The sequence below is a fragment of the Halopiger aswanensis genome, assembly GCF_003610195.1.
In the GTDB taxonomy this organism is placed as follows: Archaea; Halobacteriota; Halobacteria; order Halobacteriales; family Natrialbaceae; genus Halopiger; species Halopiger aswanensis.
In genome coordinates this window covers 184,996-208,158 of record NZ_RAPO01000002.1, presented here as the reverse complement: position 1 = coordinate 208,158, position 23,163 = coordinate 184,996, and the positions used below count along the sequence as shown (strand labels likewise).

At 65.4% G+C, this 23,163-nt stretch carries 26 protein-coding genes; 16 read left to right on the top strand and 10 right to left on the bottom strand.

The window, feature by feature from the left end; genetic code table 11:
* Positions 1-300 precede the first annotated feature (300 nt).
* The 3 genes from ATJ93_RS08150 to ATJ93_RS08140 all read left to right on the top strand — a co-directional run bounded on the left by ATJ93_RS08150 (position 301) and on the right by ATJ93_RS08140 (position 4,436).
* The gene (locus ATJ93_RS08150; RefSeq protein ID WP_120244178.1) at positions 301-1,227 is read left to right on the top strand and encodes a hypothetical protein; all 927 of its coding nucleotides are present in this window, start codon (positions 301-303) and stop codon (positions 1,225-1,227) included.
* A gap of 5 nt (positions 1,228-1,232) precedes the next feature.
* Entirely contained in the window at positions 1,233-2,942 is a 1,710-nt protein-coding gene (locus tag ATJ93_RS08145) for a pyrroloquinoline quinone-dependent dehydrogenase (protein ID WP_120244177.1), read from the top strand.
* Between the two features lie 63 nt (positions 2,943-3,005).
* A complete protein-coding gene (locus tag ATJ93_RS08140) occupies positions 3,006-4,436 on the top strand; it encodes a plastocyanin/azurin family copper-binding protein (RefSeq protein WP_120244176.1) in 1,431 nt (476 codons plus the stop codon).
* 165 nt (positions 4,437-4,601) lie between these two features.
* Here ATJ93_RS08140 and ATJ93_RS08135 read toward each other — a convergent pair whose 3' ends face one another.
* Positions 4,602-5,021 carry a GlcG/HbpS family heme-binding protein gene (locus ATJ93_RS08135; protein ID WP_120244175.1) on the bottom strand — a complete coding sequence of 140 codons (420 nt, stop codon included), beginning with the start codon at positions 5,019-5,021 and terminating at the stop codon, positions 4,602-4,604.
* A gap of 196 nt (positions 5,022-5,217) precedes the next feature.
* On the opposite strand from ATJ93_RS08135, the gene ATJ93_RS08130 reads away from it, so the two are divergent.
* A complete protein-coding gene (locus tag ATJ93_RS08130) occupies positions 5,218-6,378 on the top strand; it encodes a glutathione-independent formaldehyde dehydrogenase (protein ID WP_120244174.1) in 1,161 nt (386 codons plus the stop codon).
* Between the two features lie 15 nt (positions 6,379-6,393).
* Here ATJ93_RS08130 and ATJ93_RS08125 read toward each other — a convergent pair whose 3' ends face one another.
* Together ATJ93_RS08125 and ATJ93_RS23590 are read right to left on the bottom strand one after the other, a co-directional pair.
* Positions 6,394-8,559 carry an ATP-binding protein gene (locus ATJ93_RS08125; protein WP_120244173.1) on the bottom strand — a complete coding sequence of 722 codons (2,166 nt, stop codon included), beginning with the start codon at positions 8,557-8,559 and terminating at the stop codon, positions 6,394-6,396.
* Between the two features lie 171 nt (positions 8,560-8,730).
* Positions 8,731-8,892: a hypothetical protein gene (locus ATJ93_RS23590; protein WP_170155542.1), complete on the bottom strand. Its 162-nt coding sequence runs from the start codon at positions 8,890-8,892 to the stop codon at positions 8,731-8,733.
* A 188-nt stretch (positions 8,893-9,080) separates the two neighbouring features.
* Here ATJ93_RS23590 and ATJ93_RS23585 point away from each other — a divergent pair, with 188 nt between their 5' ends.
* A complete protein-coding gene (locus ATJ93_RS23585; RefSeq protein WP_170155541.1) occupies positions 9,081-9,239 on the top strand; it encodes a hypothetical protein in 159 nt (52 codons plus the stop codon).
* Positions 9,240-9,248: 9 nt separating this feature from the next.
* Here the strand turns inward: ATJ93_RS23585 and ATJ93_RS08120 are convergent, their stop codons facing one another.
* Complete coding sequence (locus ATJ93_RS08120) at positions 9,249-10,385, bottom strand: CobW family GTP-binding protein (RefSeq protein WP_120244172.1); 1,137 nt, start codon at positions 10,383-10,385, stop codon at positions 9,249-9,251.
* 125 nt (positions 10,386-10,510) lie between these two features.
* Complete coding sequence (locus ATJ93_RS08115) at positions 10,511-10,807, bottom strand: ArsR/SmtB family transcription factor (protein ID WP_120244171.1); 297 nt, start codon at positions 10,805-10,807, stop codon at positions 10,511-10,513.
* A 114-nt stretch (positions 10,808-10,921) separates the two neighbouring features.
* Between ATJ93_RS08115 and ATJ93_RS08110 the strand changes: the two genes are divergently transcribed.
* The 3 genes from ATJ93_RS08110 to ATJ93_RS08100 all read left to right on the top strand — a co-directional run bounded on the left by ATJ93_RS08110 (position 10,922) and on the right by ATJ93_RS08100 (position 12,892).
* On the top strand, positions 10,922-11,224 hold the full coding sequence (locus ATJ93_RS08110) for an amphi-Trp domain-containing protein (RefSeq protein WP_120244170.1): 303 nt from the start codon (positions 10,922-10,924) through the stop codon (positions 11,222-11,224).
* Between the two features lie 56 nt (positions 11,225-11,280).
* Positions 11,281-12,165 carry a selenium cofactor biosynthesis protein YqeC gene (yqeC, locus tag ATJ93_RS08105; protein WP_120244169.1) on the top strand — a complete coding sequence of 295 codons (885 nt, stop codon included), beginning with the start codon at positions 11,281-11,283 and terminating at the stop codon, positions 12,163-12,165.
* 85 nt (positions 12,166-12,250) lie between these two features.
* Positions 12,251-12,892, top strand: coding sequence for a DUF7108 family protein (locus tag ATJ93_RS08100; protein WP_120244168.1), 642 nt, complete (start codon positions 12,251-12,253; stop codon positions 12,890-12,892).
* 60 nt (positions 12,893-12,952) lie between these two features.
* Here the strand turns inward: ATJ93_RS08100 and ATJ93_RS08095 are convergent, their stop codons facing one another.
* On the bottom strand, positions 12,953-13,318 hold the full coding sequence (locus ATJ93_RS08095) for a PadR family transcriptional regulator (RefSeq protein ID WP_013878400.1): 366 nt from the start codon (positions 13,316-13,318) through the stop codon (positions 12,953-12,955).
* 200 nt (positions 13,319-13,518) lie between these two features.
* Between ATJ93_RS08095 and ATJ93_RS08090 the strand changes: the two genes are divergently transcribed.
* Positions 13,519-14,052, top strand: a complete 534-nt coding sequence (locus tag ATJ93_RS08090) for an inorganic diphosphatase (RefSeq protein ID WP_120244167.1) — start codon at positions 13,519-13,521, stop codon at positions 14,050-14,052.
* 25 nt (positions 14,053-14,077) lie between these two features.
* On the opposite strand, the gene ATJ93_RS08085 is transcribed toward ATJ93_RS08090, so the two are convergent.
* Positions 14,078-14,920, bottom strand: coding sequence for a ParA family protein (locus ATJ93_RS08085; RefSeq protein WP_120244166.1), 843 nt, complete (start codon positions 14,918-14,920; stop codon positions 14,078-14,080).
* Between the two features lie 181 nt (positions 14,921-15,101).
* Here ATJ93_RS08085 and ATJ93_RS24340 point away from each other — a divergent pair, with 181 nt between their 5' ends.
* From ATJ93_RS24340 to ATJ93_RS08065, 5 genes are all read left to right on the top strand, one after another.
* The gene (locus ATJ93_RS24340; RefSeq protein WP_281271536.1) at positions 15,102-15,227 is read left to right on the top strand and encodes a hypothetical protein; all 126 of its coding nucleotides are present in this window, start codon (positions 15,102-15,104) and stop codon (positions 15,225-15,227) included.
* A gap of 178 nt (positions 15,228-15,405) precedes the next feature.
* Positions 15,406-16,749, top strand: coding sequence for an alkaline phosphatase family protein (locus ATJ93_RS08080; RefSeq protein WP_120244165.1), 1,344 nt, complete (start codon positions 15,406-15,408; stop codon positions 16,747-16,749).
* Positions 16,750-16,849: 100 nt separating this feature from the next.
* On the top strand, positions 16,850-17,269 hold the full coding sequence (locus ATJ93_RS08075; RefSeq protein ID WP_120244164.1) for a DUF371 domain-containing protein: 420 nt from the start codon (positions 16,850-16,852) through the stop codon (positions 17,267-17,269).
* An 83-nt stretch (positions 17,270-17,352) separates the two neighbouring features.
* The gene (locus tag ATJ93_RS08070; RefSeq protein ID WP_013878407.1) at positions 17,353-17,538 is read left to right on the top strand and encodes a hypothetical protein; all 186 of its coding nucleotides are present in this window, start codon (positions 17,353-17,355) and stop codon (positions 17,536-17,538) included.
* A 178-nt stretch (positions 17,539-17,716) separates the two neighbouring features.
* The gene (locus ATJ93_RS08065) at positions 17,717-18,592 is read left to right on the top strand and encodes an endonuclease III domain-containing protein (protein WP_120244163.1); all 876 of its coding nucleotides are present in this window, start codon (positions 17,717-17,719) and stop codon (positions 18,590-18,592) included.
* Positions 18,593-18,629: 37 nt separating this feature from the next.
* Here ATJ93_RS08065 and ATJ93_RS08060 read toward each other — a convergent pair whose 3' ends face one another.
* Positions 18,630-19,097, bottom strand: a complete 468-nt coding sequence (locus tag ATJ93_RS08060; RefSeq protein ID WP_120244162.1) for a GNAT family N-acetyltransferase — start codon at positions 19,095-19,097, stop codon at positions 18,630-18,632.
* 164 nt (positions 19,098-19,261) lie between these two features.
* Between ATJ93_RS08060 and ATJ93_RS08055 the strand changes: the two genes are divergently transcribed.
* On the top strand, positions 19,262-20,791 hold the full coding sequence (locus ATJ93_RS08055) for a replication factor C large subunit (protein ID WP_120244161.1): 1,530 nt from the start codon (positions 19,262-19,264) through the stop codon (positions 20,789-20,791).
* Positions 20,792-20,890: 99 nt separating this feature from the next.
* Positions 20,891-21,091 carry a hypothetical protein gene (locus tag ATJ93_RS08050; protein WP_120244160.1) on the top strand — a complete coding sequence of 67 codons (201 nt, stop codon included), beginning with the start codon at positions 20,891-20,893 and terminating at the stop codon, positions 21,089-21,091.
* Positions 21,092-21,167: 76 nt separating this feature from the next.
* Here the strand turns inward: ATJ93_RS08050 and bioD are convergent, their stop codons facing one another.
* Both bioD and ATJ93_RS08040 read right to left on the bottom strand, forming a co-directional pair.
* Complete coding sequence (gene bioD, locus ATJ93_RS08045; protein ID WP_120244159.1) at positions 21,168-21,878, bottom strand: dethiobiotin synthase; 711 nt, start codon at positions 21,876-21,878, stop codon at positions 21,168-21,170.
* 12 nt (positions 21,879-21,890) lie between these two features.
* On the bottom strand, positions 21,891-23,105 hold the full coding sequence (locus tag ATJ93_RS08040; protein WP_120245217.1) for an aminotransferase class I/II-fold pyridoxal phosphate-dependent enzyme: 1,215 nt from the start codon (positions 23,103-23,105) through the stop codon (positions 21,891-21,893).
* Positions 23,106-23,163: the final 58 nt, after the last annotated feature.

The following is a 23,163-nucleotide window of genomic DNA, read 5'->3' as shown; positions in this document are numbered from 1 at the left end:
GTGACTATCCACACGACAGCCTATAAGCGTATTCACGGGCCGGCGGACCGTCGCCGCGCGACGTATGTTCGGATTTATGAGGCGGACGCGTCGCCGTCGGGTCGTCGAATTCTGGACTAACCGACGGCTACTGCCACCAGTCAGTACAGTTACCGCAGACACGCGAAAATTCAGCGAATGTTAACCAGATCGCGGCTCGTTTAGGCCTGTTAGAAACTAATTTAGACGTCGACTATCGTATTGGAATATTTCAATAATGATTATTCGGCACCATGATGAGGGGGCGTGTGTGGTGACACCATGGCACAGATAACCACGGCACCGAACGCGACCGTCGCGGATCGACGAGATCTCGCGGAGACGCTCGGTGTCGACGACACTGGCGACGGAGACGGGGAGTTAACGTGGGGTCGACTCGCCGGCGCGATCGAACCGACGACCGAGCCGGCGTTCGCCTCGAGAGGCGAGGCGATCCGGGCAGCCCTCGACGGCAAACTCGATCCCGACCTGATCGAGCGAGAGCGCGAACGCCTCGTCGAGGCGATCGACCGCTTGCCGGACGTCCGCGAGGTCGGCATTCCGGACGGGACGGACGGCCCGTACACCGAGATCGCGGAACCGGGCTGGCGACTCTACGACCACTTGCTCGAGGTCGGCTTCTTCGAGAGCCTCGAGGAGCACGCGCTCCGATTCGAGCCGGAGTATATCACCGCAACGACGCGGGAACTGGTCCGAACCGAGTCGCTGGGCGCGGCCCTCGGCGAGGCCGGGTTCGACGAGGACGAGAAGATCGCACTGCTGACGGCGGTAGCGAACAACGACGAACGGCTCTCGCGGTGGGTCCCCTCGAATCAGATCCCCGAGGGCGTCGAGTACGACACCTCGAACGTCCCGCCGCTGCACCGGCGCGCGATGGGCGGCGCCCTGCTCTGGATCGACGGGCTCGACCGCCACCTCTGGCAGTACGAGCCGCTGGTAACGGACGAGATCCTCGACGACGCCGTCCGTCACGTCAAGGGGATGCTGGGCGGTATCTACGTCACGGCGACGGCCGCTCTCGATCTCGCGGACGACGAGACGGACGCGTTCACGGACGAGGGGCTGGTGGCCGCGTTCACCGCCGGCGCCGCGATCCAGATCGTCGAGCAGGAGGACGTGTTACACGACGTCTTCTACATCACGGACGAGATGCGCGCACCGAGCGAACTGCGAGAGGAGACGAGGTGATCCACATGGCACTCCGCAACGACAGGGCCGTTCAGGCCGCACGAGAGATCGAACTGAAGGAGATCGAAGACGGCTATACGCTGGTTGGCGGACCGGAGGAATCGATCACGCAACAACACGACACCGACCGCATTCCCGAGGTCGACGTCGACCAGGAGATGCTGAGCGGGTCGGGCGAGACGCCCGAAGCCTGGCTGATGTACGGCGGCAACTACGAACAGCAACGGGTCACGACCGCCGACGTCATCACGCCCGACAACGTCTCCGACCTCGAGCTCGAGTACGAGATGTCGGTCGGGACCGGCTCGAGCATGGAGGGGACGCCGATCGTGGTTCCGGGCGACCCGCCGGTGATGTACCAGACCAACGGGCCGAACCACATGAAGGCGATCGACCCCCGCGAGGGGGAGGTTCTCTGGAGCTACACCTACGCGCCGCCGGTCGGCGTCGAACTCTGCTGTGACGACAACAACCGCGGCGCCGCCGTGCTCGGCGACAAGGTATACATGACGACCCTCGACTCGGGCGTCATCGCCTTGAACCGCTACACCGGCGAGGAAGAGTGGTACACGAGCACCGCCGATCACGAACTCGGCTACTCGGCGACGTGGGCGCCGGTGATCCACGACGGCACGATCTATACGGGCAGCGCCGGCGGCGAGTACGGCGTCCTCGGTTTCGTCGCGGCGATCGACGCCGAGAGCGGCGAGATGCTCTGGAAGACCGACTCGCTGTTAGAGGACGAGTGGATCGGCGCGAGCCGCGAGCACGGCTGCGGAACGACCTGGATGACGCCGACGATCGACGAGGAGCGCGGCGTCCTCTACACGGCGGTCGCGAACCCCGGCCCCGACTTCGACGGGACGGTGCGGCCGGGACCGAACTTCCCCACCTGCGGAACGATCTCGCTCGACTTAGAGAGCGGCGAGTTCCAGTGGGGCTTCCAGTCCAGTCCCCACGACGTCTGGGACTACGACGCGGTCGCGCCGCGGGTGCTGCTGCGGGACGTGGAGGTCGACGGCGAGGAGACCGAGATGGTCGTCGGCTCGGACAAGACCGGCTGGGTGTACATGATGGACGCCGAGTCGGGCCAGCTCTACGAGCGCAGCGAGGAGATTTGCCAGCACATCAATATGTGGGAGATGATCCCCCACATCAGTTCCGACGAGCGGATCCCGTTCGTCCCCGGCGCGCCGGGCGGCAACGACTGGCAGCCGCCGTCGTACAACCCCGAAACGGGGTACGTCTACGTCGTCCACCAGAACTTCCCGCAGGATCTGTACTGGCGCTACGAGGAGTACAGCGAGGGCAACCCCTACTGGGGCGGCGGCCTGGACGATCCGGCCAGCGAGTTCCCCGACGAGTGGAACGGCAACATTACCGCCTTCGCGGCGGTCGACCCGTCGACCGGCGAGCGCGTCTGGCGCGACTGGATCGAGAGCGAAGACGAGTTCTACATGTGGGGCGGCTCGATGTCGACCGCGACGGGACTGGTGTTCAACGGCACCCAGAACGGCGTTCTCGTCGCCTACGACGGCGAGACCGGCGACCGCCTCTGGGAGTACGAGTTCGACGTCCCGATCAGCGCCTCCCCCATGAGCTGGTACGACCCCGGCGAGGAGAAACAGTACGTCGCCGTGCAGGTCGGCGGCAGCGGCTGGCTCCGGCAAGGAACTCGCGGCGACACGCTCGCCGTGTTCTCGATGGACGCCTGATCGAGATCGACCGACACGAACGACCAACTGACACGAACCAACCACACGCGACACACGATATCTATGACGAACGAACAACAGTCAGGCGAGAACCTCTCGCGCCGCGGCGTGCTGAAGGGCACGGCGGCGCTCGCGAGCACGGCCGCGATCAGCGGCGAAGCCGGCGCCTATCGTGACGCCTTCGACTTCCGGATGCCCGTCGCACAGAACGACGAGGCCGCCAGAACGTTCACGCTGACCGGCATCGTCGGCGGCTGGCTCGGCGTCACACCGCACGAGATCGACGGCCAATCCAATCCCCCGCTCCGACTGGTCGAGGGCGAAACGCACGAAGTCGTCTGGGTCAACGGCGACGGCTCGATGCACAACTTCAACATCTGTGCCGGCAGCGCCGTCGCCGAGGACGTCGAGGTACTCGAGGCTACGGAAACCGTCACCGAGCAGGGCGAGTTCACGTCCCTCGAGTTCACCGCGACGGAGGAGATGGACGAGTACTTCTGCATGCCCCACCCGGCCCAGATGCGGGGGCCGATCGAACTGATCGATCCCGAGGACACCAACGAACTCGTCGTCCACGTCGAAGACGAGAACGGCGACCCCCTCGGCGCCGAGGTCTACCTCGACGATATGCACTCCTTTTCCAACCTCGCAGCCCGGCCGGACCCGTTCACGGAGGACGGACAGGGCGAAGAGTCAGAAGAGGCGGAACCAGGTGATGGCGAAGGGGGGGACGGCGACGGCGAAGGCCAACAGGAGGAAGCGCCCTCCATCGCCCGCTTCGACATGCTCGAGGACGGGGAGTACGATCTCGAGGTCTGGACCTATGGCTACGAACGCGTCTCCGAGACGGTCGAGATCGACGGCGAGGACGCGGAGGTAACGGTCACGCTGTCGGCGGTCGACCCCGGCGAGCCGACCGAAACCTACTCGATGCGCCTCGAGGAAGGCCAGTGGGTCGGCGTCGAACCGGACGCGATCGCCGACGCGACGAACCCGACGCTCGACCTCGAGGCGGGCGAAACGTACGCGATCGAGTGGGAGAACGCGATCGGGCGCCACCAGCCGGAAGCGGAGAATCGGAGTTACGAGCCGCTGCCCGGACACAACCTCGCGATCGCCAGCAACGGCGAGACGACCGACTGGAACACCTACGTCCGATCGGACTTCACCGCCGAAGAGGGCGCAACCCAGACCGTCGAGTTCGTCGCCGAGGAGAACATGGCGATCTACCTCGATCAGTCGCAACTCGAGGCGGTCGGCGAAATCTCCGTCGGGGGCCAATCCGGCGGAATGGAGTCGAGCGAGACGGAAACGGCGGAGACGAGCGGCAACGAGACGGCGACAGTTGATGGGAACGAGACAGCGACGGGGGACGGCAACGAAACCGTAGAAGCGACCGGCAACGAGACGGCGGAGGTAGACGGCAACGAAACCGTGGAATCGGAGGACAACGAAACCGCGGAGGTAGACGGCAACGAAACTACCAGCGACTGACGTCGTCTCCCGTCCGCCGTCGATCGGCGATTATTTTTCACGCGCCGTACTCGAGAGAAGGGATGGTCGGCATCGAGTATCCGTACGGAAACCCGCTAGTAACTGCCACCGAGAGTGGCGGATCGACGGATCGATGGACGGCAGACTCGAGTCAGGTCGTCGCCATTACTCGGCGAGGTCGTCGAACCTATCGACGCCCGACTCCGCGACGTCCATATCCTGCGTGACTTCCCCGCCGCTGACGCCGATCGCGCCGACGACGTCGCCATCCCGCTTTAAGGGGTAGCCGCCGCCGAAGATCACCATCCGCCCCTGGTTGGTATTCTGCAGGCCGTACAGCGATTCGCCCGGTTTGGTCGGCTCGGCCAGTTCGTCCGTCGGCATATCCAGGGCAGCCGCCGTGTAGGCCTTGTCGCGCGAGATATCGACCGACGCGAGCCACGCCCCGTCCATCCGGTGTTGCGCGACGAGGTTCCCCTCGGCGTTCGCGACCGTGATGACCATGGGGTTGTCGATCTCGTCTGCCCGCTGCTCGGCCGCGTCGATCACGTCTTTCGCCGTCTCGAGCGGAACTGAGTCGACCATGTTGAAGGGGCCCACAGGCCAACAGGCCATAAACACCGGCTATGAAAATGCTACCCGTGTCAGTTCCGGACAGATAAATTTCCATTCACGCCCGTTCAGCAGGATTTACTGCCGATATTCCGCGGTGAACGTTGTTACCAGGAAGGTTTACAACGGTGGTTGTGGTCCGTGTACTGAGGTTCGATACCACATGTCAATGAATGCCGTCGTTTATCAGGGACCGCACGATGTAGCGATCGAAGAGGTCGACGAACCCGAAATCGAACACGAGAACGATATCATCGTCGATATCACGACCACGGCGATCTGCGGCTCGGATCTGCACATGTACGAGGGCCGGACCTCGGCCGATCCGGGGATCGTCTTCGGCCACGAAAACATGGGGACCGTCATCGAAACCGGCGAGGCCGTCACCTCGCTCGAGGAGGGCGACCGGGTCGTGATGCCCTTTAACGTGGCCTGTGGCTTCTGCCGGAACTGCGAGAACGGCTATACCGGCTTCTGTACCAACGTCAATCCCGGCTTCGCCGGCGGCGCGTACGGCTACGTCGCGATGGGCCCGTACAAGGGCGGACAGGCCGAGAAACTCCGCGTTCCGTTCGCCGATTTCAACGCGCTGAAACTGCCGGAGGGGAACGAACACGAGGACTCCTTCGTGCTCCTCGCGGACATCTTCCCGACGGGGTGGCACGGCACTCGGCTCGCAAACCTCCAGCCCGGCGAGTCGATCGCGATCTTCGGGGCCGGCCCCGTCGGTCTGATGGCCGCCTACAGCGCCAAGCTGCAGGGCGCCTCGGAGATCTACGTCGTCGATCGCGTGCCGAGTCGCCTCGAGCTAGCCGAGGACCACTGCGACGCTCACGCTATCAACTTCGAAGACAGCGATCCCGTCGAGCAGATCAAAGACGCACACGGCGGCGGGGTCGACAACGGCGTCGACGCCGTCGGCTATCAGGCGATCGACCCGGAAACGGATCCGAGCGACGACGCCTACGATCCGGCGCGGGAGAATCCCGCGATCGTGCTGAATCAGTTGATCCAGACCGTTCGTCCGACCGGCGAGTTGGGTGTTCCGGGGCTGTACGTCCCCTCCGACCCCGGCGCACCCGACGAGATGGCGGCCCAGGGCCGACTCGGTATCGACTTCGGGAAACTCTTCGAGAAGGGGCTGAAGGTCGGCACCGGGCAGTGTAACGTCAAGGAGTACAACCGAGAGCTGCGCGACATGATCATCGAGGGTCGCGCGGACCCCAGTTGGGTCGTCTCCCATCGCGTCGATCTCGACCAGGCCCCGGAGATGTACGAGAAATTCGACGAGCGCGAAGAGGGCGTCACCAAGGTCCTGCTCGAGCCGTAGTCAGTAATCTGGGACTCAGTTACGATCGACGGGAGGGCCGCCCGAGCGCAGTTCCGACGTGCGTTCGGGGTCCTGCTCGTCGACCGTCGGCAGCGTAAACGAGACGGTCGTTCCCGCGCCCGGTTCGGACTCGACCCAGATCTCGCCGCCGTGGCGTTCGACGATGCGCTCGCACAGGGCGAGTCCGATTCCGGTTCCGGGGTGAGTGTCGCGGCTGTGGAGCCGCTGAAAGACGTCGAAGATGCGATCCTGATCCTCGGGATCGATGCCGATCCCCTCGTCCGCGATCGAGACCGTCCACCGACTGCCGGACTGTTCGGCGGAGACGTGGACCCGCGGCGGTTCGTCGCCGCTGTACTGGATCGCGTTGGCGAGCACGTTCTGGAAGATCTGCTGTAGCTGTCCTCGGTCGCCCTCGACGCGAGGGAGCCGCTCAGCGGTGATCTCGGCGTCCGATTCCTCGATCGTCACGCGGAGGTTGTCGCGAACGTCCGCGAGTACCTCGTTTAGATCGACCGGTTCGAACTCGTCGCCGCCGGTCTCGACGCGGGAGTACTGGAGCAGGCCGTCGATCATCTCGCGCATGCGGTCGGCGCCGTCGACCGCGAACGCGAGGAACTCCTCCCCGTCCGCGTCCAACTCGTCGCCGTACCGGTTCTCGATCAGTCGCAGGTAGCTCGAGACCATCCGCAGGGGCTCCTGGAGGTCGTGGGAGGCTGCGTAGGCGAACTGCTCTAAGCGTTCGTTCGACGCCTCGAGATCGGCGACCAGCGCCTCGAGTTCCGTCTGGTACTGCTGGCGCTCGATCGCTTCGGCGAGAACGTTGGCGACGCTCTGGACGAAATTCACGTCTTCGTCGGTGAACGTTTTGCGCTCCGTGCCGTGGGTTCCCAGGATTCCCCACGGTTCGTCGGACGGGCCGATGATGGTACTGATACCGCTGCGAACGTCGTGGTCTCGGAGCAACGCGGGGCCGCCGAACCGCGCTTCCGTCTCGAGATCCTCGACGACGATCGGGTGATCGTTCTCGAGGGTGTAGGCGGCCTGCGAGTCCGCCTCGACGGCGGAGACCGTCGCCTCGCCGGCGATCCCGTCGGTCCACCCGACGCCCTGGCGAAGCAGGAGTTCGTCGCGTCTCGCGTCGAGGTCCAGCACCTTGCAGTACTCGTTGTCGAGGACGGTCGCCACCTGCCGGGACGCTTCGCGCATGAGTTCGTCGAGATCGTCGGTCTCGAGGGCGAGCTGCCCGAGGTCGGCCACGACCTGCTGTTGTCGCGCCCGCCGCTCGAGTTCCCGTTGACGCTCGGTCCGTTCCGAGATGTCGCGGCCGATCCCCGCCAGCACCACCTCGCCCTCGGGCGTCTCGAGCGTCGAGGCCGCGAACTCGTAGGGGATCGACTCGCCGTCTTTGGTCCGCAGTTCCGCTTCGAGTTGAGTACTCCCGGTTTCGAACCCGCTCGCGATCGCGTCCTCGATCAGATCGCGATCGTCCCCGTCGATGAATTCGACGGCGTTCATCGACGCGACTTCCGCGTCCGAATAGCCCGTCACTTCGCAGAGGCTCTCGTTCCAGCGCTGTAGCGTGCCGTCTTTTTCGAGGACGTAGAAGATGTCGTGGATGGCGTTTAGCACGTGATCGGTGTACTCCCGGTAGTGTTCGAGTTGCTCGTTCGAGGTCGCCAGCCGCTCGTTGGCCGTCTCGAGTTCGTCGACCGTCTCCTCGAGTTCCGATTGCGTCACCTGGAGTTCCTCGTTTCGGTGCTCGAGTTCGCGGGTTCGCGTTTTGGCCTCCGCGTCGTGGAGCCCGACGGCCAGACCGGCGACGCTGCCGAGCGCCGTCAGGATGAGGATCGTCGAGAAATCGTCGACGATTTCGCCGGGCTGGAGACTGTATACGACGAGGACGGTCCCCATCGCCCCGAATCCGGCGAGACACCACGCCGCGATAGCGGCGTAAAATTCGGCGTGGATATCGAACGCGGGCAAGCGATAGCCGAAATAGAGGAGCACGAATCCGGGACCGGCGACGAGCAGCGAGATAACGAGGACGTTCCCCAGCGGCGTCCCCGCTGTCGTGCGCACGACAGCCCGTCCGACGGCGAGCGCGATATACACCGCTCCGAGCGCGACGATCAGTCGCCGCCCGCCGACGGCGGAGATGAGACGGTTCCAGATAGCCACGAGTGTTCATGGGGTGACCGTCACCATGAGAATTGCGGCGTTCTGCTAACGTAATTGACGATATCCCCCTCGAGAGCGGCCGTATTGCTCCTCGAGTGATATGTGGAACACAGAACAGTCGAACCGACCGCTCGGAGCGATCCGCAGTGCGGGCGGCAAGCGAGCCGCGCGTCAGCTTCGCAGCCAGACCTTGGGATGTTCGTCGCGAAGGTGATCCTGATACTGCTTGATCAGCGTCGGGTAGGAACTCGCGACCCCGTACCACTCGCAGTGGTCGCACTCTCGGTCGACCGTGTCGGTTGCGCTCTGAACGTAGCCCCCTCGTTGATGCATACGCCCGTCGCTCTACCGCGAGGGTATAGCTCTTCCGACTCCGGCTCGTCTGGGCCGCCCGTTCGATCCCCAGCCGTCGCGCGACTGTCCGGCGCTGCAGTCGAGACCGGAAGGCTCGAGCGCTGCGGAGGACAACCGAAACCGCGACCGGAGAAACGGATATCCCGTCGCCCGACGTAGCCGATCCCATGTGTCAGTACTGTAGCTACACCCACCACGACGGCTGGACGGGGCTGCTCGAGTACGACGACGTCTATCAGAACGCCCTCCCGGATCGGACGGCGGACCGGTCGACCCACGGCTTTCACGAGTCGTGGGAGGAACTCAGCGAGCAACTCGAGTCCTAGGGCGAACGGCTACAGCGGAAACGGATCGGCGGCGTCCGCCGCATCGGCTGCGTCCGCGGCAGCCGATTCGTTATCCTCGAGGAGGCACGCCTCGAGTTCGTCGCGAATCCGCTCCTCGTCCATCTCTCGGCCGATGAACACCAACTGCGTCCCGCGGTCGTCCTCCGGCCGCCACTCGCCGATCGGACCGGCGCTGACGGACGGTCCCGCCTGACTGACGCCGATCACCTCCTCGCGGTTCGCGACGTAACAGACGCCCTTGGCGCGGACGATCGAGCCGTCCCACTCCTCGAGCCAGTCGGCGAGCCGCTCGGGATGGAACGGTCGGTCGGCGCGGAAGACGAACGACGAGACGTCGTGGCGGTCGGCGGCCGCTCGCGCGGCGTCGTGCTCGCCGGATTCGGTGCCGTGATCGTGTCCCTCGCCGCGCAAGTGTCGTTTCCACCCCTGCGAGCGCGTCGCCGCCTCGAAGTCGAATCGGCCGGTATCGAGGATGACGTCCGGATCAACCTCGGAGTAGGTCGTTCGGAGCCGGTTCGCCCGCGGCTGGAGTTGCTCGACGACCGCTTCGATCTCCTCGAGAACGTCGTCGGGGATCATATCGGTCTTGTTCAGGAGGAGGACGTCGCAGAACTCGATCCCCTCGACGAGGACGTCGCTCAGCGGCCGGTCGGCGTCCGGCTGCGCGCCCTCGGGTAGCTCCGCGCCGGCGTCGAACTCCTTCCAGAACCCGTACGTATCGAGGACGGTCACCATCGTATCCAGCCGAAACAGGCGCGTCGGGTCGACGTCGCTTTCCTCGGTCCCCTCGGTGAACACCTGCGCGACGGGGATCGGTTCGCTGATCCCCGAGGACTCGACCAGCAGGTAGTCGAACGTGCGGCTCTCCGCGAGTCGAGCCGCTTCCGCGAGGAGGTCGTCCTGCAGCCGACAGCAGATGCACCCGTTCGAGAGGTCGATGACACCCTCGTCGTCGTTGGCCCGTTCGATGAGATCCGCGTCGACGTTGACCTCGCCCATGTCGTTGACGATCACCGCGATCCGTCGGTCCCCCGGATTCGACAGCACGTGGTTGAGTAGCGTCGTCTTCCCCGCGCCGAGGTAGCCGCTGACGACGGTGACGGGAATTCGGTCGTTCGATGGCATATGCTATCAGTCTTCACTACGCGGCCGACTCTAAATGCTCGGTCCGATCGCGCCGACAGTCATCCGGCCGGGACAGTTCTCCCGCGAGAAACGCGCTCGAGCACGCCCCGAACCGACGACTCGAGTTAGTGATTCGTCGCGTCCCCATCGACGTCGTCGGCCTGCAGGACGAACGTCCGCTCGGGCGGCGGTGCGATCTGCAACTCGATGGCCGCGGTCAGTTCGTAGTACTTCCGGTTGCCACGCATGTAGTGGTCGACCAGCCCGGCCTCCTCGAGCGTCGAGAGGTGGTGAACGGCCGTCTTCCCGTCCATGCCGGTCGCCTCCGCGAGTTCGGTGACGTACTTCGGTTCCCGGGAGAGTTCGCGGAGAATCTCGAGGCGCGTGCCGTTGCCCAGCGCCTCGATGAGGGTGAGCGACATGCCGGCCTCTTTGTGGGCCGCCCAAAGAAGGATTTCGCCGGTACGGACCGCGTACCTACACGAGTTCCTGTACGTTGGTGCAGGTTTATGCCGCCGACCGTGATACCGTATACCATGTCTGATCGGGTCAACATCCCCGAGGATCGGGACCGCGACCGGCGCACGATCACGGACGGGTTCTTCGAGCGGGAAGTGTACCTCTCGCGGACGGAAACCGCCGCTTTCCTCCGCGACCTCGCCGACCAACTCGAGTCCGACACCCGGGTGACGATTACGGGCGACGACTGGGAGATCCCCTTCGAGTACCGCGATCCGATCGAGGTCGAGATCGAGTTCACGGCCCAGCGCGAGCGCGAACTCGAGTTGGAACTCGAGTTTAGCGAGGCCAGCGGCGGCTCGGATCTCTCGGTCCGGTAGTTCGACGGTTCGATAGTTCGATAGGCTGACGGTCATCGGCGGCGAACGCGGGCGTAATGACGCCAGCCGAGGCCCTCTGCGTCGCCGTTGAGGACGAGGATGGGGAGGACGAAGACGGACGGAAGCAGGGACGGATCCGTTCCGATCCGACCGCCGCAGTCGCCGTCGTCGGCGCCGGCGGCAAGAAGACCACGCTGTACACCCTCGCCGAGCAACTCGAGCGGGCCGTCGTCACCGCGTCGGTTCGCATTCCGATCTTCGACTCGTCCGTGAGCCGCGTCGCCGTAACCGAGTCACCCCTCGAGGCGCTTCGGTCGGCCGAACCGGCGGACTTCCCGCTCGGCCTCGTGCCCGAGCAGGAGGGTGAATCGCGCTACCTCGGTTACGACACCGCGGCCGTCGACCGGCTCATCGAGGCCCACGACGGGCCGGTGTTGATCAAGGCCGACGGAGCCCGCATGCGCGAGTTCAAGGCGCCGAACGACCGCGAGCCCCAGCTCCCGTCGGCCACGGACGTCGTCGTCCCGATCGCCAGCGCCCACGTCGTCGGCGAGCGGCTTACGGATGAGGTCGTCCACCGTCCGGAACGAGTCGCGGCCGTTGCCGGCGACGCGGGCCTCGCGCTCGAGGTCGGGGACGTCATCGAACCGGCGCACGTCGCGGCCGTCCTCGCCAGTGAGGAGGGCGGACTGAAGGACGTGCCCGACGGCGCAGCCGTCGTTCCGCTGGTCAACAAGGTCGACGACGCCGACGACGAGGCGGTCGCTCGCGATATCGCCCGCGAGTTCTACGAGCAGGTTGCGGGCCTCGAGGGAGACGGGGAGGAGATCGACGCTGACACCGGCGTCACGGTCGATCTGGACTCGAGCGGTCGACGGGCGACCGTTCCGTACGTCGTCCTCGCGCGGATGGCCGACGGGGTCGTCGTCGACCGCGTCTGAGGTGGTCACCGGCTAAGCGTCGGGCTGCGCCACAGCCCGAGGCGACGCCGTGATAGGGGCCTGGCGCTAATCGCGACGTATACCTATGCCGACGAGCGACTCGAACGGAGCCGCAGACGAGACGGACGTAGAAACCGACGCGGGCATCGGCGCCGAGACGGCGTCCGAAGAACTCCCCGACGACGTCGTCGACGAAGCCGAACGCCTCGCTCACCTCGAGCGAGCGGCGGTCGACGACAACGAGGCCGAAGCGTACGCCGAGCGACGCGACGACCTGCTCGCAGATCACGACTTCACCTCGCGGATCCGCGAGGAAGACGACGCGACGCTCGTGCTCCACCCCGAGGAGTGGCACGACGACGAGGCGGGCGTTATCAGAACCGACCGGATCGACGACCTCTCGCGGGCCGTCGAGATTCCGCTCGAGGGGACCGGCGATCCGGACGACTGGGACGACGTCGACGCGCACAACCGCGAGCTCGCCGCTGCAGTTCGCGAGGAATACGGCGACGCTCACGGCGCTAACGCCGACATTTTGGCCGATTTCGTCGGGAATCACTACGCGAAGCCGATCGAATCGCTCACAGGGTCGGAACTCCGGGAGTTTCGGACCGACTACTACGTCCGCAACGCGTGGCCGTCAGAAGAACAGCGGGAGGTAATCGACGAATCGATCGCGCTCGTGTACGAAACGGCCGGCGAGCCGATGCCCGAATTCGACCCGTAGCCGCGTTCGGTTGCACTCGCGATTCGTCGCTGGTGGTCGTCGAATCGCCGCCGTCGATCGTTAGTTCTCGAGACTCTCGTCGACGATCTCGCGGATCTCGTCCGCGCGATCCTCGCCCGTGACGACCTTCGAGAGCGTCCAGCGGACGCCGTCGAGGACGGCCTCGTAGCCGTCGTCGGTCAGCGAGTACTGGTTCGTTCGCTTGTCGAGTTCGCTCTTCTCGACCAAGCCGAGCTCGACGAGCTCGTCGAGGTTCGGGTAGAGACGACCGTGGTTGACCTCGGTCCCGTAGTACTCCTCGAGTTCTCGCTTGATCGCCAGGCCGTACATCGGCTCCTTGGCGAGGATGACGAGGATATTCGTCTGGAATGCGGTAAGTTCGCGTGCGATGCCCTGTTCGCCGGTGATTGATTGTGCCTCTGACATACCTGTGCAAATGTCACCAGACTATTTAAGACTTTCCGACCATTCGGTGGTATCGACCAGCAAACCGTCGATACCACGACGGTGTCGTATCGGACTTTACCGTCGTCCAATACCTGTCTTTCGGCTGTCTGGTGGCCGTCAAATGTAAGGTAGAATCGATTACGAAAGTACTTTTTGATCGACCGTGGAGTCTCACGTACATGGTCAACCTCTGGGAAGACCTCGAGACTGGACCGAATCCGCCGGAAGAGATCTACGCCGTCGTCGAGTGTCTCAAGGGCGAGCGAAACAAGTACGAGTACGACAAGGACGTGCCGGGCGTCGTGCTGGACCGCGTGCTCCACAGCAACGTCCACTACCCCTCCGACTACGGCTTTATCCCGCAGTCGTACTACGACGACGAGGACCCCTTCGACGTCCTCGTTCTCGTCGAGGACCAGACGTTCCCGGGCTGCGTCATCGAAGCACGCCCCGTCGCCCTGATGAAGATGGACGACGACGGCGAGCAAGACGACAAGGTCATCGCCGTCCCCAGCGAGGACCCCCGATACGACCACATCGAGGACCTCGAGGACATCCCGCAGCAGCAACTCGACGAGATCGACGAGTTCTTCGCGACCTACAAGAACCTCGAAGAGGGCAAGGAAGTCGAGACGCTGGGCTGGGAGGACAAGCAGGCAGCCTACGACGCGATCGAGCACGCCCAGGAACTCTACGACGAGAACTTCCAGTAACTGCTCGAATCGCCTCCGGAACTCACTATTCGTTTTCGTTCGGTTTGACGGTCTCGTCGGCCAGCGCCGCCAGCGCGTCGAACCGGTCGATCATGTCGACGGTGTCGTCGTGGGTCGCCAGCGACACCCCGTCCCGGTAGGCCCGCCGAAACGCGATCCGTTCGCGGATGCCGGGCCCCGGAGAGTCCTCCCGATCGAGGTGGCTCGAGTCGGCGAATTCCGGCAAGTACCGGGCGAACTGGCTGTCCTCGAGCGCCTCGAGGACGCGCCGTTCTTCGTTGTCTCCCTTGACGCGGTTGGGGACGATCGCGAGGATCTCGATCGCCTCCGAGTCGGGAAGGCGATCGGAGAGCGGAAACAGCTGGTTCGTCACCGTCCGCACTAAGGCGTCGGCGCTCGGTTTCGACAGTTGCATCGGCAACACCGCCTGCCGCGTCGCGACCAGCGCTGCGTCCGCGAGCGGGCCGATCGTCGGCGGCGCGTCGAAGACGATCCAGTCGTAGCGGTCCGACAGCGGCCGGACGAGCGAGCGGTAGAGTTTCGCCTCGCCGTCGTCGGCCGTCTGGATCGTCGCGCTGACCCGATGGAGCGCCGCGTTGGAGGGCACGAGATCGACGCCCCACGGCTCGGTGTCCGTCCGGAGCAAATCCGTCGGTGCGGTCGGATCGTCCGGATCGAGGACGTGCGCCAGGTGCGTGTCCGCGGTGTAGGTCTCGCCGCAGCCGAGCGCCTCCGTCGCGCTCCCCTGCGGGTCGACGTCGACGAGCACCACTTCGTGTCCGCGGGCCGCGAGCCGATCGGCCAGATTGGTCGCGATCGTCGTCTTGCCGACGCCGCCCTTCTGCAGCGTGACGGTAAGTCCGTTCATCTCGAGTGTCCCTCGTACGCCGCTCCTGCGCTCGAACGCGTACACCGAACCCCACTCATGTGTTTGATATAAAACTGATCGCCCCCGCGATCGGATACCCGCCAGTTATCCCGCCGCCGGGGGCACATGCATTATGAGCATGGGTAATTTTATTGGGGAACGCGGCGTACGTGTATCCGTTATGGCAGCATCCACGCCCTCCGCTCACGACGCGCCCGAATCGGACGACGGCGTCGGGATCGATCACCTGACGGTCGTCCCCGCGAACTTCGAGCCCCCCGCGGACGACGACGAACGCGACGACTGATCTCGGGTTACCTCGACGCCTCGAGTCCGGGGTCACCGCAACGATCTAGACCCGCGCCCCGTGGCCAACGCAGTCCGTCGTCCCCAATCCATCGGCGCCACGTTATTCGCTGGCACGCCCCTCTCAAAAGAGTGTCTCGAAACGAACCTTCTTGTATACGCTTGAACAACGACCGCCCATGGGTCTGTTCGATCGACTGCGGGGCGATGATGCTCCCCGCGTCGCGTTTATCGGCGTTGACGGTGTGCCGTATAGTCTCCTGGCGGAGAACGAGGATCTCTTCCCCAACTTCGCGGCGATCGCCGACGACGGAACCGCGGGCGAAATCTCGAGCATCGTCCCGCCCGAATCCAGCGCCTGCTGGCCGTCCCTGACCACCGGCGTCAACCCCGGTGAAACGGGCGTCTACGGCTTCCAGGACCGCGAGGTCGGCACGTACGACACCTACGTCCCGATGGGTCGGGACGTGCAGGCGGACCGCGTCTGGGACCGCGTCCAGGAGGAGGGCCGCCAGGCCACCGTGATGAACGTCCCGGTCACGTTCCCGCCCGAGCGCAACGTCCAGCGGATGGTCTCGGGCTTCCTCTCGCCCGGCCTCGAGAAGGCCGCCCACCCCGACGAGGTCCGCGAGTACCTCGAGGGACTCGACTATCGGATCGACGTCAATCCGAAACTGGGCCACCAGGAGGACAAATCGGAGTTCATCGAGGACGCCCACGCGACCGTCGACGCGCGGTTCGAAGCGTTCCGCCACTACATCGAGGAGGACGACTGGGACCTCTTCTTCGGCGTCTTCATGACGACCGACCGAGTCAATCACTTCCTCTTCAAGGACTACGAGCGCGACGGCGAGTACAAGGACGAGTTCCTCGAGTTCTACCAGAAGGTCGACGACTACATCGGCCGTCTGCGCGAGTCGCTCCCCGAGGACGTCACGCTGATCGTCGCCTCCGACCACGGCTTTACCAGCTTAGACTACGAGGTCCACTTCAACGAGTGGCTCCGAGAGAACGGCTGGCTCTCCTTCAAGACCGACGACCCCGAGGAACTGGGCGACATCTCCGACGACACCAAGGCCTACTCGTTCATCCCCGGCCGGTTCTACATCAACCTCGAGGGCCGCGAACCGCGCGGCTCCGTCTCCGAGGACGAGTACGACGACGTCCGCGACCAGCTCAAGTCCGAACTGCTGGAACTCGAGGGCCCCGACGGGAACAAGGTCGTCGACCGCGTCGTCGAGAAGGAAGACGCCTTCCGCGGCGATCACGACGACATCGCGCCGGATCTGGTCGCGATCCCGAACAAGGGCTTCGACCTCAAATCCGGCTTCAAGGGCGACGCCGAAATCTTCGACACCGGCCCGCGAAACGGGATGCACAGCTTCGACAACACGTCGCTGTACATCGACCACCCCGACGCGACCATCGGCGACGCCGACCTGTTCGACATCACGCCGACGATCCTCGACCTGATGGACCTCGAGTACAGCCGCGGCGAGTTCGACGGCGCGAGCCTGCTGTAACGTCCGGCGGTTGGCGTTCGACGCGAGTTTGAATCGGTCGGGCTTCAGTTGCTTTCGATCCCGTTTTCCGCCCGCAGCGGCATCGTTTCCGAACACGACCATGCCGCTCGAGGAAGTCATCCACGCTCGCGGGCACGAGAACGTCTCCGCCGAGCACGCGAGCACGTTCGAGGTAACGACCGACGACTATCTCACCCCCGCGGGCGACTGTATCCTCGCGATCGAGGCCGACCGCGCCCCCGCGGACTTCGATCCCGATTTCGCTGAGGCCTGCCGGGACCGCGAGGCCACGATTACGTTCGAAATCGAAGCCGACGGCCACCGCGACTCGGTGACCGGGCGGGGTGATCCCGACCTCGAGTTCACCAACGAGCGCAGCGCGGTCGGCCGCACGAGCGAGTACGTCGACGATCGAACGATCATGAACGGCGCCGAGTTCGCCGCCGAGGGCTTCGATCGCGATCTCGTCGCGGCGCTGGCCGACGGGGCCGAGGCGACGGTGACGATCACCGTCGAGTAGTCCGGCGATTTCGACGCTCGCTCGTCTCAGTTGTTTGTCCAGTGGCCGAAACAATAAATGGGGGATGTCGTCAATCGGAGAGTATGTCACAACGGGTCGTCTGCCCTCACTGCTCCGAGAAGACGTTCGTCGATATCAATCGAAAGGTACAGCGAACGAAAACGGAGGTGGGCACCCTGAACGACGGCTACGATCGATCGGGCACCTGCTCGAAGTGCGGCGAGAAGTTCGCCTGCAAGGTCGCCGACCCGTCCCGACAGCGACGCTAGGCTGGATCGCTCGGCGACGGCGCGCGGCCGTCGCGCTATATGACTGGGGATCGATTCGTTCACGCGACCGCGATCGGCAGTGGGGGGCCCTCGCGTCGCGACTGTCGTTTTCACTCGAGCGGACCGCGCTCGTGCCACGAGAGAAAAACCAATGAGCGCAGCGTCCCGACTGCGTCGTATGAGCGAGGACACGGAGCCGTCCGTCAACATCAGCGGCGGAGAATCGGGGGGCGGCGTCGTCGCCGAGTTCGATCCGGCGGCCGCCGACACCCGCGCGGAGGAGATCGTCGACCGACTCGGCGAACTGTACTGGCAGAAAACGTACGGCGGACGGGACGCTTTCACCTGTCTCGTCCGGACGATCCTGAGCCAGAACACGAGCGACAAGGCGAGCCAGCCGGCCCACGACGCGCTGATCGACCGGTATGATGGCGGTGCGTCGCAACGCGACGCAGATGGAGCGAGCGGGCAACCGCGAGCCGAGGATGTTGACCTCGCGGAGTCGCTCGCGACCACCGAACAATCGACGCTCGCCGAGACGATCAGTTCTGCCGGTCTCTACAATCAAAAATCGGAGATCATCATCGACGCGGCCGAGTGGGTCCTCGAGGCGTTCGGTTCCGCGGCGGCCTTCGACGAGTTCGTCAAGGACGAGGACCCCGCCGAGGTTCGCGAGACGCTGCTCGAGGTCCGCGGCGTCGGGCCGAAAACGGCGGACTGCGTGCTCCTGTTCGCGGGCGGCCGCGGCGGCGTCTTCCCCGTCGACACGCACGTCCACCGGATCTACCGACGACTGGGTATCGCGCCGGCCGACGCCGACCACGAGGAGGTTCGGGCGGTCTTAGAGCGCGAGGTGCCCGCGGAGAAGTGCGGGTTCGGCCACACGGCGTCGATCCAGTTCGGCCGCGAGTACTGCTCAGCGCGCAAGCCGGCCTGTCTCGAGGATCCGGAGGCGTGTCCGATGGGCGATCTCTGCGAGCAGGTCGGCGTCTACCCCGAGACGGGCGAGGTCGTGGATCCGGCCGACGCGCCCGAAGCGGAGACGAAGGGCTGAACGGTGCGTCCGCATTCGGCGGGATCTGTCGTCCGGCTCACGCCGACTCCGAATCGCCCTCGGATCCGACGTACCGCATCGGAACGAGATCCTCCTCGCCGCCGTCCGGCAGTTCGGCGATCATCTCGTGACGTTCGAAGCCGCAGTCCTCGTAGAAGGGGACCAATCCTTCGCGACAGTCCAGCGTCAGCACCTCGAGATTCTCGAGGTCTGGATGCGAGACGATCGCCTCGAGCAAGTCCCGACCGAGTCCCTCGCCGCGGTGGGATTCGGCGACGATCACGTCGTAGATCTTCCCGTAGTAGACGAAGTCCGTCAGCACGCGGCCGGCGGCAACGAGCTCCCCTGTCCGCTCGTCGCGGAGACCGGCGACCACGTCGGTGTTCTCGAGCGCCGTGCGAACGTCCTCGAGGGAGCGGTCGTCCCACCACGCGTAGTTTCGGTAGCGCTCGTGGAGGTCGGCGAGATCGCTGTCGGTCAGTTCGTAGACCGTCTCGTAGGGCATGCGAACCGATTGGATATCTGATACCAATAGCTATTCGGTCGATCTCGATACGGACTCGAGCGACGATGCGTACGAAGGCGGTACGTCTCGAGTAGATCTGAAGCCAAGAGGCGAGGCGTGACGCTCCGCAACCACTAAACGCGACTCACCCCTACCACGATGCAATGACCGACTGGACCGAGAAGTACCGTCCGACGACGCTGTCGGAGGTACGCGGGAACAACAAGGCCCGCGACCAGTTGCAGGAGTGGGCCGAGACGTGGGACGAGCACCGGGATGCGGTGATCGTCCACGGCAGCCCCGGCGTCGGGAAGACCTCCGCCGCCCACGCGCTGGCCGCGGACATGGGCTGGCCCGTCATGGAACTCAACGCCAGCGACAGCCGCGGCGCCGACGTCATCGAGCGCGTCGCCGGTGAGGCCTCCAAGAGCGGCACGCTCACGGGCGGCGAGTCCGGCCGCCGGCTGGTCATCTTAGACGAGGCGGACAACTTCCACGGCAACGCCGACTACGGCGGCTCGAGGGAGGTCACCCGCGTCGTCAAGAACGCGAACCAGCCGATCGTCCTCGTGGCAAACGAGTTCTACGACATGAGCAACTCCCTCCGGAACGCCTGCGAGACGATCGAGTTCCGCGACGTCTCGAAGCGCTCGATCGTCCCCGTCCTCCGCGATATTTGCCGGCGCGAGGGCGTCGAGTTCGAGGAGGAAGCCTTGGAGAAGATCGCCGAGTCGACCAGTGGCGACCTGCGCTCGGCGGTCAACGACCTGCAGGCGGTCGCCGAGGACACCGAGCGCCTGACCGTCGACGACGTCGTCACGAGCGAGCGCGACACGACGGAGGGGATCTTCGACTTCCTCGATACGCTCATCAAGGAGGAGGACGCCGAGGGCGCGCTGCGGGCCTCCTACGACGTCGACGAGAACCCCGACGAGATGTTGAACTGGATCGAGGACAACGTCCCGAAGGACTACGAAGGGGCCGAACTGGCCGACGCCTACGAGTTCCTCGCGAACGCCGACCGCTGGCTCGGCCGCGTCCGCTCGACGCAGAACTACTCGTTCTGGCGCTACGCGACGGACAACATGACCGCCGGCGTCGCCGCCTCGCGGCGCGAACCCAAGGGCGGCTGGACCCGCTACGGCCCGCCGAGCTACTGGCGCAAGCTCGGCAGCAGCAAGGGCACGCGCAACACCCGGGACTCGATCGCCGAACGCATCGCCGAACGCGAAGGGACGAGCGTCGGGACCGCCCGCCGAGAGATCCTCCCCTACCTCTCGGCGATGACCCACCACTGCAAGAACCGCGACCTGACCGTCCGAATGGCCGCGACCTACGAACTCGACGAGAAGGAAGTTTCCTTCGTCACCGGCAGCGGGAAAGACACCAACAAGGTCCAGTCGATCGTCGAGGACGCCGAGGAGATGCGCGAGAAGGAGACCGTCGAGCACTCCGGCAGCGCGTTCTTCGAGGCCGAGGACGCGAGCGACGGGGCCGCCTCGAGCGACTCGAGCGATACGACCGGCGACGAAAGCGAGAACGATCAAGCGACGCTCGCGGCCTCGAGCGGTGCCGGCGCCGACGCCGACGCCGACAGTGGGATCGACTCGAGCACGGCGACAGATGCGGACGAGTCCGCAGCGGAGACGACGGAACCGGACGACGACCAGTCGGGACTGAACGATTTCCTCTGAGCGGATCGGTCACTCTCTCGTGAGAGACATATCGAAACATAGACTAAACGACACTATTACGTCGTTCCGTCGCGTCACGTGCTGACGGTGAACGGGCCCATGACTGACCAGCAACGCTGTCCACTCTGTGCGGAGCACTACGCCGAGCGAACGAACCTTCGAATCCACCTCGAGGTCGAACACCGCAAATCCGAAATCGTCTCGAAGCTGATCGACTCCCGGCGCCACCGATCCGAGACGGCGGACGCGGAAGACGGATCGATGACGGTCGACGGCGAGCCGCGAGCCCCCCAGGCGTGAGCCGGAGCGGGGCGTAACCGGTCTGTGGGTCGGCGAGTCAGTGCTGCGGCCGCGTTCGTGTCCGTATCGGGTTTCGTTATCTCTCCGCCGCCAGTCGCTCGAGTCGATCGAACAACCTCGTCGAGAGCGCGTCGGCGACGCCGTCTGCCAGCGCCGTCGGTCCGCCCTCGAGCGGCGGGACCGTCTCGACGCGGACGCCGGTCAGCCGCTCGAGTTCGTCGGGGTTCGTCCGCTCGGCGAGCGACGCGCCCTCGTACTCGTTACAGACGATTCCGGCGACCGGAACGCCGCGGCGCTCGAGGGCCTCGCCGGTGAGCGCCGTGTGGTTGAGCGTCCCCAGTCCGGACCGCGCGACGACGACCGCCGTCGCCTCGAGATCGGCGACGAGGTCGATCACCTCGCGGTCGCCGGCCAGCGGGACGCGCAGGCCGCCGATGCCTTCGACGAGGGGCAGCGGCGTTCCCTCGCATTCGCGTCGACAGGCGGCCAGGATCGACTCGTACGAGAGGTCCTCGTCGGCCACCTCGGCGGCGACCCGCGGCGCGAGCGCGGGCTCGAGGTATCGGAGACAGGTCGCGGCGTCGGGGTCGTCACAGGCGTCGGCCACGAAGCCGGCGTCGTCATCTGGCGGGTGTCCGGTTTGAGCGGGTTTGATCGCTCGGGCGTCGATATCCGACTTACGAAAATAACGCGTGAGGGCCGCGGTGACGACAGTTTTGCCGACGCCGGTGTCGGTGCCGACGACGGCGATCGGTCCGTTCGCGTCGATCGGTTCGGATTCGTTCATCGTCCGTCCGTCTCAGAGCAGTCCTAACTCGTCGCCGACCGTTCGGAACGCCTCGAGACAGGTGACGATATCGTCCTTATCGTGGGTCGCGATCGGCGTCACGCGGATGCGGCTCGTCCCCTCTGGCACCGTGGGCGGTCGGATCGCCGGCGCGACGATATCGCGCTCGCGCAGTCCCTCGGCGAGCGCGAGCGCATCCTCCCGGTCGCCGACGATCACGGGGAGGATCTGGGAGTCGCCGGGCACGTCGAAGCCCATCGTCTCGAGGCCGTCCCGGAGGTGGGCGACGTTCTCCCAGAGCCGTTCGCGGGCGTCGCCGTGGCGCGCGAGGTGCAGTGCCTCGCTGGCCGCCGCGGCGGCCGGCGGCGTCAGTCCCGTCGAGTAGACGAACGACCGCGCCTCGTTGACCAGACACTCGATTAGGTCGTCGCTGCCGGCGACGTAGCCGCCCTGACTGGCCAGCGCCTTCGAGAGCGTCCCCATCTGGACGTGGACCCGGTCCGCGAGCCCCTCGGCCTGCACGACGCCGCCGCCGTCGACGTACAACCCCGTCGCGTGGGCCTCGTCGACCATCACCCACGCGCCGAACTCCTCGGCGAGGTCGCAGATCGCCTCGAGGGGGGCGACGGTGCCGTCCATGCTGAAGACGGTGTCCGTGACGACGAGCCACCGGTCCTCGCTCGCGTCGTCACGGTCGGCGCGCGCCTCGAGTTTCGACCGCAGGTCCGCGACGTCGCGGTGGTCGTAGACGACCGTCTCGGCGTCCGAGAGTCGGCAGCCGTCGATGAGGCTCGCGTGATTGAGTTCGTCGGAGAAGATGACGTCCGGCTCGAGGGCCGTGATCGTCCCGACGTTGGCCGCGTATCCCGAGGAGAAGGTCAGCGCCCGCTCGCAGCCCTTGGTTTCCGCGAGCAGTCGCTCCAGGTCCCGGTGGACCATCGTGTCGCCGGTGACGAGCCGACTCGCGCCGGCACCCGTACCGACGGTCGCGGCGGCCCGACGGGCCGCGTCCTGGACCCGCTGATCGGCGGTCAACCCCAGGTAGTTGTTCGACGCGAACACGAGCGCCTCGTCGGTCTCGAGGACCGGCAGGTCCCCGCCGGAGGGTTCGGCGAAGTAGCCCCGCTCGGCGACCCGGTCGACGGGCGAGAGCGTCCGTTTCAGGTCGCCGTCCTCGAGAGTCGCGAGCCGATCCTCGAGGTCGAACCCGCGGTCGCGGTCTTCCATTCGCGTGAACGGAGTCATCGACGTGGTATCACTTTCACGGTTCTCGTCCGAGGCGTTC